The organism is Desulfobacter curvatus DSM 3379 (genome assembly GCF_000373985.1).
In the GTDB taxonomy this organism is placed as follows: Bacteria; Desulfobacterota; Desulfobacteria; order Desulfobacterales; family Desulfobacteraceae; genus Desulfobacter; species Desulfobacter curvatus.
In genome coordinates this window covers 1-8,150 of sequence record NZ_KB892920.1, presented here as the reverse complement: position 1 = coordinate 8,150, position 8,150 = coordinate 1, and the positions used below count along the sequence as shown (strand labels likewise).

Annotated in this window: 7 protein-coding genes; 2 read left to right on the top strand and 5 right to left on the bottom strand. The window is 48.8% G+C overall.

Annotated features, from left to right (window positions below; all coding sequences use genetic code 11):
* Nucleotides 1-233 (top strand): transposase domain-containing protein (locus tag B147_RS27265; RefSeq protein ID WP_033396809.1); only part of this gene is annotated, 233 nt, incomplete at its 5' end.
* Nucleotides 234-931: 698 nt separating this feature from the next.
* Here the strand turns inward: B147_RS27265 and B147_RS0103250 are convergent.
* The 5 genes from B147_RS0103250 to B147_RS0103230 all read right to left on the bottom strand — a co-directional run bounded on the left by B147_RS0103250 (nt 932) and on the right by B147_RS0103230 (nt 6,547).
* On the bottom strand, nt 932-1,402 hold the full coding sequence (locus B147_RS0103250; RefSeq protein WP_020585817.1) for an aminoacyl-tRNA deacylase: 471 nt from the start codon (nt 1,400-1,402) through the stop codon (nt 932-934).
* A 65-nt stretch (nt 1,403-1,467) separates the two neighbouring features.
* Nucleotides 1,468-2,100 carry a hypothetical protein gene (locus B147_RS0103245; protein ID WP_020585816.1) on the bottom strand — a complete coding sequence of 211 codons (633 nt, stop codon included), beginning with the start codon at nt 2,098-2,100 and terminating at the stop codon, nt 1,468-1,470.
* Between the two features lie 11 nt (nt 2,101-2,111).
* On the bottom strand, nt 2,112-5,033 hold the full coding sequence (locus B147_RS33100) for an FAD-dependent oxidoreductase (protein WP_020585815.1): 2,922 nt from the start codon (nt 5,031-5,033) through the stop codon (nt 2,112-2,114).
* Nucleotides 5,030-5,314 carry a sarcosine oxidase subunit delta gene (locus tag B147_RS0103235; protein WP_020585814.1) on the bottom strand — a complete coding sequence of 95 codons (285 nt, stop codon included), beginning with the start codon at nt 5,312-5,314 and terminating at the stop codon, nt 5,030-5,032. The genes B147_RS33100 and B147_RS0103235 overlap by 4 nt, the downstream gene beginning before the upstream one ends.
* 9 nt (nt 5,315-5,323) lie before the next feature.
* Nucleotides 5,324-6,547, bottom strand: a complete 1,224-nt coding sequence (locus B147_RS0103230; protein WP_020585813.1) for an NAD(P)/FAD-dependent oxidoreductase — start codon at nt 6,545-6,547, stop codon at nt 5,324-5,326.
* 229 nt (nt 6,548-6,776) lie between these two features.
* Between B147_RS0103230 and B147_RS0103225 the strand changes: the two genes are divergently transcribed.
* On the top strand, nt 6,777-7,646 hold the full coding sequence (locus tag B147_RS0103225; RefSeq protein ID WP_020585812.1) for a MurR/RpiR family transcriptional regulator: 870 nt from the start codon (nt 6,777-6,779) through the stop codon (nt 7,644-7,646).
* The last annotated feature ends 504 nt before the right edge of the window (nt 7,647-8,150 follow it).

Sequence of the window (8,150 nt, the reverse complement as noted above, 5' to 3'; positions counted from 1 at the left end):
GTAGAAAAAACTGGTTATTTTCCTGTACACCCGAGGGCGCCAGGGCCAGTGCCTGCATTTACAGCCTAATCGAAACCGCCAAGGCCAGTGGACTTGAACCTTATTGGTACCTCAAATTTCTTTTTGAAAATTTACCGGAAGCAATGACAGCAGACGAATTTAAAGCCTTGATGCCACAAAACTTAGATAAAAATTTGTTGGAATTCAACGATATAACACCCAGCCAGGCTTAAAAAGGTGTGGTTCATACACCGCTTACGGAACTAACATTTCCATCAATATCAATAGATCCGGTCAAAGGAATTTCTTTAATGTATAATAATTTGGCATCTCTCTCATCAGCAGGAAAAAAAGGTGCCCTTGGTTCATCATGCAGAAAGAAATCACCATAAATTATTTTGCAGCGTGGGCATGTGTTTGCAAAATATTTCCGTTCTACCGTTTTGGAAATATACAGGGCATATGAAGGACTCCATCACCAATAGCAATAAACGCTTTTAAAGTTGCTTCTATATGGGTTAAATATGTACTAAAATTTTTCTGATATAGAAATATATTAGGTTGATTTTCATCTGACTCGCTGAAAACGTTTTGCGAAGATCCGGCCATCAATTCAATCGTTTTCCCGGATGATATAAGAGATTCCGGCGAAGGGGCACCGTATTGGAGCATCACCAGAAATGAAGATATTCCGATGCTCATCTATTACATAAATTTTATGAATGGTCGAGTAGACGCTCATAGCGAGGGGTTTGAAATGGCGGTACGGCTTGTTCGCAGCCCCAAATAATAATTAAATCGTTTTCTTATTATAATAAGTTGACAAAGTCGTTTTTATCAGATGAAAGCGATTTCGGCATTGTTATCCTGAACGGGATATCGATACTATCCGTATCTTCTTAATACAACAGTCTTTTTGGCTGAATTGATCTCAATCTTTGGTAATGTTTGTAATGATCGGAGAGATCAGGCGGATCAGATCGGTGATGTCCATTTCAATGGTTACCGTGTTATTTCCGGAACCGCAAAAAATAGAGCCAACACCTGACAGGGATTCATCCACGACGATCTTGACGGTGTCCATAATGGGGAAAGGGCCGGTTCCGCCGATTTCAAACCCCAGTTGCTCTTCCACAGTGTCCGGGGATACGGCCCGGATCAATTTGCGGTTGACACCGAAGGCCCGGGCCAGAAGTTTGTAATCAATCCGTGCATGGCCGTTGACAGCGGCGAGAATCCAATAGGAATCTTTGATTCGAAAGACCACGGTTTTAATCAAGTTATGGGTGAGATGGGGGACCAGCCGCTGGGCATCGTCAATGGTGCAGACCTTGGGATGCGTGTGAACGGTATACGGAAAACCGCATGTTTCAAGCATGTGCATAACTTTCTGATGGGCCAAACCTTAAATCCTCCATATTTCACTCTTAAAATCCCGGCCCCTTACACAAAGGGGCCGGGACAGAACTAAATATTTTTGATCCACTTACCGGCACGTGTTTCACCAGCGGGTTTCAAACCGAACTCCTTTCCGGCGCCTGTAATGGCATGAATCATATCCCTGCCATAGCCACGGGAGCAGGTCAAGATGATTCCGGCATCCGGCCCGGTTTTTCCAAGCGTGATGATTTGGCAGGGCACGTGTGAAAACGGCCCCTGCAGGAGAAACGGGGCTTCATATTCCGGACTCATAAAGTCCAGAGCCGTCAGTTTCTCGCAGATGGAGAATGTCTTTTCACCGATAATCGCCACGCACACCGTGCATTCGGTGACATCCGTATATCCGGCCTCTTGGGGGGCGTTCGTTTTTTCACTGCCAAGGCAAAAGATAGAAGCCTGTGTGCCGTTCATGCGATTGATCAGCGTACCGTCCTTGAGGATACTCTTTCCCGGGGTTTCCGGGATGCTGATACCAAAAGGCGTATATGATCCGATGGCGGCGTCCTGAAGATCAAACCGGGGGCAATGGCTCAAGTCCACAAGATACGGACCGTCACCCTCCCCTGCGTATTCCAGGACAATGTCCCAGTTATCCCTTTTTTCGGTTTTAAGGGCGGTGCTTTTTAACGTTACCGGGGAAACGCGTTTTATTTCTACCATGATATTTTTCCTTACATTTTCATCCGTTTACCTTCAGGGTCATAGAACGGCATCTTGACCACGGTGCCGTAGATCCGCTCATCACCACACTCGTCCTCGTAGATTTCGAGACGGGTGCCGACTTTAGCCAGTTCCGATTCTACCAGGGCCATGCCCACGGCTTCCTTGAGAGAAAAACTGTCCCGGGCCGTACACACATAGCCCCGAATCCGGCTGTCCACGATGAGGGAACCGTCTCTCGGAGCCCGCCCTTTGTTTTCCATTTTAAAACCGACCAGTTTCAGACGTGTCGGATCTTTTTCAGCCTGGTGAAGGGCCACGGCGCCCACAGTTTTAGCTTCCGGCTTTTTGCGGCTAAAAAGAAAGCCCAAGCCAAGATCCAAAAGGTTGGTTCGCTGTTCTGATTCCTGTCCCAGGATAATGTGGCATTTTTCCATACGCAGAACATTCTGGGCTTCCACACCGAAATTTTTGATATTAAACGGCTTTCCCGCTTCCTTGATCATCATCCACACGGTTTGCATGTAGGATGCCGGCACATGGAGCTCATAGGAAAGCTCGCCCACAAATCCCAGTCGCATGGCACGGACGGCAATGGTATCAGCAATTTTGAATTCCTTGTATTCGGAAAATCCGAACGCCTCACCGGAGACATCAATGTCCACGACTTTTTCAAGCACTTTCCTGGCATTGGGACCGGACAGGTTGATAACGCCCATGGAATCGGTCAGATTGACCACGGCAAAATTCCAGTTGTCATACCGGGTGTGGTAGCGAATCCATTCGATGGTCTGGCCGGCACGGCCCGTGGATGAGGTGAAGTAATAATCGTTTTCACCGGTTTTCACGACCACGCCGTCGTCAATCACGCATCCGTCGTCATTGCACATTGCCGTGTACTTGGTCCGTCCTTCCTTGATCTTTGACATATCGGATACATAGATGCGCTGGAGCACTTTCAACGCATCGGGGCCGTGCAGACGAAATTTTCCCAATGTTGAGCCGTCAAGCATGCCCACGTTATTCCGGACATTTTCGATTTCAGCCTTGCAGGAGAAATCCTGTGAAAAATACCGAGCCCGCTGCCACACACCGATGTTCCTGAAAATTCCGCCGTCGGCACGCTGCATAGCGTCCATGGGGGTGGTCTTCAGCATGGTGTGATTGGTTCCGGCATAGGTCGAGATAAAGGTGGGAACCAGTGGGGGACGCACGTTGGTCGGCCGGATGGATACATCGGGCAGGGCCTGGTAATTGGCCACATAAAGGGGCAGATTGTGTCCGGGAATCCCTCCCTGGCCCGGTCCCAGCCCTGTTGCTGTAAATCGCTTGATCAGTTCAGGGACATCAAATCCTTTGGCAATGGCCTGTTTGATATTTTTAACGGTGGAATCTTCATCAAAACAGATGAAACTCTTTCTGCCTTTGACCGGTGCGGTGATCAGCTTGCAGCCCCGCGGAGGGCCAGGCAGGCCGGCCACCTGTTTTTCAGTGTCTGAAATTTCAGCATCGGCGGCCACACCGCAGTCTGCGGCTGCCTTGAGGCCAGCCAGGGTTCCGGAGGTCTCAATGGCAAAGGCATCGTTTAGTCCCAGCACACGGCCGGCCGCCGCCATCTTCTTAGGCAGTGTATCCGGAAGAAAACAACCGGTGTAATCATCATATTTAGTCGTTCCCAAGGCGATGGTGATATGGCCGGTCACAGGCGTCACACCGGCGGATGCCACCACAAGGTCACAGGGATAATCCCGGGTCACCTGGCCTTTCAGGCTGGACAGGGTGACTTTTTTGACAACTTTCCGGCCATGGGCTTTTACAGCCACCCAGCCTTTGAGTACCGTGATCTTTTTGTCCCTGAGCTTTTGCAAAAGGAGAGGATCCTGGCCGTCTTCACGGGCATCGGCCACGCATGAGATGTGTACCCCCAGATCGTGGAGTTCAATGGCCGCTTCCAGCCCAAGATCATGGCCGATGCTGAATACAGCATCTTTTCCGGGAAGCTGCCCGTAAGTCTTGGCCATGCGCAGGGCGCATCCGATCTGCATGACGCCCGGTCTTTCATTGTTATCGAAAAGCAGGGGTCGTTCGATACATCCCGTGGCCACGACCACGCTTTTGGCCCGGATTTCAATGTAACGTTCCGAAAAAACGTCGGCAGGTTTTCCAACCTGGAAGGCCGTAATCAGGTTATTGTTATAAGTTCCCACACAGGAGGTATGGGTAAACAGGCGGATATTTTCATGGGCACGGACCTTCTTAGCCAGTTCTGTGGCTTTTTCATGCAAGGTTTTACCGTCTTTGTATTCCGAGGAACGGTATTCGAAAAAACCACCCAGCCAGGGTCTTGCTTCAAGCAGAATCACCCGCAGGCCTTTTTTTGCAGCCGTCAGGGCCGCCGTCATTCCGGCAGGACCTCCGCCAATCACACACACGTCGGTGTTCAAAAAGATCTCGTCAAAAACGCCTTTCATCTCAAAATCGGGGCTTAGTTTGCCCAGGCCGGCCGCTTTCCGTATCTGCTTAATGGCATGGGGCCACATTTTGGCCGGTTTATGCATAACGTTGTAATAAAAACCCGCCGGCATCATAAAATCCATCTTATCCAGGAAAGACATCATGTCATTTTCTGCGGAACCTTTTACATTCTGTTCCGTGACGACCATGCCTTCTTTAAGCAGGGTATTTTCACAGCGCACGTTGGGGATGCCGTCAACCGTCATCATGGTGTTGCTGCATTCGCCATCCAGACTATAGAGCCCGCGCGGACGGTGGTATTTCAGGCTTCGGCCGAAAACTCTCACACCGTTTGCAAACAGGGCCGAGGCCACGGTGTCGCCGTCAACACCATAATAGGTTTTATTTTTATATTTAAATGGTATTTTCTTTGCTGCATCGATTTTCAGTGTCGGCAAATGGTTCAACCTGCTGGTCATTTTCCCCCCTCCCCGGCATTAACTGCCTTTTCATTGGTCTCTTCTTCTTCCAGGTTGGTTCGCGTATCCCTTTTTATTTTAAACCAGGAGCCGCACCCATCTTTGTGGCACCACCATTCCTCCTGAACACCGGCCACGCAGTGGTTAAGATGCACATAGTCGCACCAGGCTTGTGGGGTCAATCCCGCTTCTTCAGGCCGGGGGCCTTTTTCTTCTCCGCCATATCTGAATTCATATCCGTTTCGTTTTCCGCAGATCGGACATGTGATCGTTAAAGCCATGTTGTCCTCCTAATTATCCGGGCTGTAATTAACAAGCGCCGCTGTTTCACCCATCAGTTTGTGCTCTTCGTAACGCTTTAAGGCAAAGGGTTTCAAAATTTCCGGGCAGCTTTCTTTGGCCATGAACTCTGCCATGTATTTGCCCACAGCCGCACTGGATTTAAAGCCGAAATAGCCCCAGCCGCAATCCATATAAAAGCCTTCCACCTGTTCATTCCCATCCATAATGGGCGCCATATCCGGTGTCATATCGGCCAGTCCCCCCCAGATGCGCATGAAGCGAACACCTCTTAAGCAGGGCAAAAATTCGGACAGCGCTTCAGCCTGGTGCTTGATATAATGGGCCGTATTCAGTGTGGTGTAGTTGGGCCATTGGTCCATGTGGGCGCCTGTTGCAATTTCCCCTTTCAGGGTCTGGTTGGCGTAGCAATGGTAAGCACCGGATGATACCACATGATCCAGTATGGGCTTCAGAGGCTGGGTCACCATGGCCTGGATCGTCAGAACGCTGATAGGCAGTTTGATGCCCAGCATGCCGCTGATCAGAGAGGCGGAATAACCACCGGCGGAAACCAGGACCTGGCGGGCGTTGATGGTTCCCCGGCTCGTTTTGACAGCTGCGATCCTGCCATTCTTGGTAATGATATCCTGGGCTTCGGTCTGCTGGTGAATTTCCACGCCTCTTTTAGCGGCACCTTTGGCCAGTCCCCAGACAAAGGCATCATGCCGGACAACCCCTCCCGGGGGATGATACATGGCGCCATGGATGGGAAAGGTGATGTCTTCTGAAATGTTCAGGGCCGGAACCAGTTCCTTGGCCTCCTTGGCATCGATTAAATGACTTTCCACCCCATGAAACTGGGCGGTTGCAATGTTCATCCGCGCGGCTTTCATGGCGGCTTCCGAGTGCATCAGATTCAGATTTCCGCAATTGTTGAACATCAGGTTGTAGTCCAGTTCCTTGGTCAGAACCGGCCACAGATCCAAGGCTTCTTTATAGAGCGGCACATTATACTGTGTGCGTTGATTGGCGCGGACAATGGCTGTATTCCGGCCGGCACCGCCAAACCCGATATAATTTTTTTCGATAATAGCGATATCGGTTATTCCGTGTTCTTTGGCCAGAAAATACGCCGTTGCCAGACTGTGAAGTCCGCCGCCGATAATCACCGTATCATAACTTGATTTGAGAGGAGATTTTTCCCCCCACATGGGTTTACTTTTTAAAAACATAGGCTTTCTCGTCAATTAAGAATTAATGCCAAAATCAAACATTTACGGATTTCAAGTTATGTCATGAAAGAAATTATGTCAATATGTTTTTTGCAAAATGACATATTCTCTTTCACGTCAACTTGACAAATTTGATAAGACCGTATTATAGTTTGAAAAATTGATTGATTGTGAAAGCTACTTTTCTGCATAAAAAAATATGTGGAGTTTTGTTTCATTTGGAGGAATTATGAACGCAGAATCATCTCACCCGGTCATCAGCAGCATATCAAACAAGCTCGACACCTTGACCCCGAAAGCCCAGACTTTAGGTACTTATATTATCCAGAACCCGTCAAAGGCCGTTTTCATGACAACCAAAGAGCTGGCCGAGTCCTGCGACACCAGTGAAGCCACGGTTGTCAGGTTTGTCAGCGCTCTTGGGTACAAGCGCTATTCGGATTTTCAGGATGCCTTAAAAGACTTTGTCAATACCGGACTTTCCCTGCCTGACAGGGCTGCCATAAAAGGAATCAAGGAAGAGGGAACTGACAGGCTTCACCGTGAGGTTCTTGAGGAGATCAGCAATCTTAAGCACCTGTACGAACATATCGACATCGAAATTATGAACCGCATCGTGGATTACCTGGACGAAAGCCAGACAGTCTACGTAATCGGTTCCCGCCTTTCCTATACCTTTGCCTATTATCTGGGCTGGTCCCTGACTAAAGTCCGCAAAGGCGTTCATATATTGAAAGGAAGCGACACCACCACCCTTGACCTGCTGACCAATGCCCCGCCCAGCAGTCTGATCGTCCTGGCGGCCTGTACGCGCTACCCCAATGAACTGATCAAGCTGAGCAAGATGATCCGGCGCGGCGGACACACCCTTATTTCCCTTGTGGACAGCGCTATCTGTCCGGTCAATCAATTTGCAGACCTCTCAATCGTCGTACCCGGCCGCTCCATTCCCTTTATCGGCAATGTATCCGGCATGCTGGTCACTATTCAGTACATCGTGCAGGAACTGGCCAACCGCAGAGGCGATGATATGGCCGATTACCAGAAACAGCTGGAGCAGATGTACCTGGAAAATGATATTCTGTTCAACTTGGATTAGTAAGTTGGATCATTAAGCCGGTAAAACATAGGCTGAAAAATATGAAATAATTCTTTCAGAACCTGCTCTCATCCGTGGGATACAGATCGGCCCTTTGCAAAAAAAACCGATATCCAGATCTTAACGGGGGAAACAACGCGTATTTCAAAAGAGATGGCTACTGGGAAATAATTAAAAATGTGCACAGGGAAAAATGCGATTGCCCTGGATATTGAGTTCAGCGCTGACGCATCAAAATTTATTATCAATGATATCAGGGGGGCGGAGCGACATCTAAAATTATTTTGTCGCAAAATTATAATAGACACTCTGCAGGTCTTTTGATAATGTAACGTGGATGTGTGTGAGTTCACCCACCAATCGAAACGTTACATTTGAGGAGAAANCGCTGTGATAAGCCAGTGTGGTCGGCAGATTAAAAACGCAGAACTTGAACAGATTCGCGAGACGGTAAAGACATTTTCGAATTTAAGTCAGAAGGAACTGGCTCAGACAATATGCGAG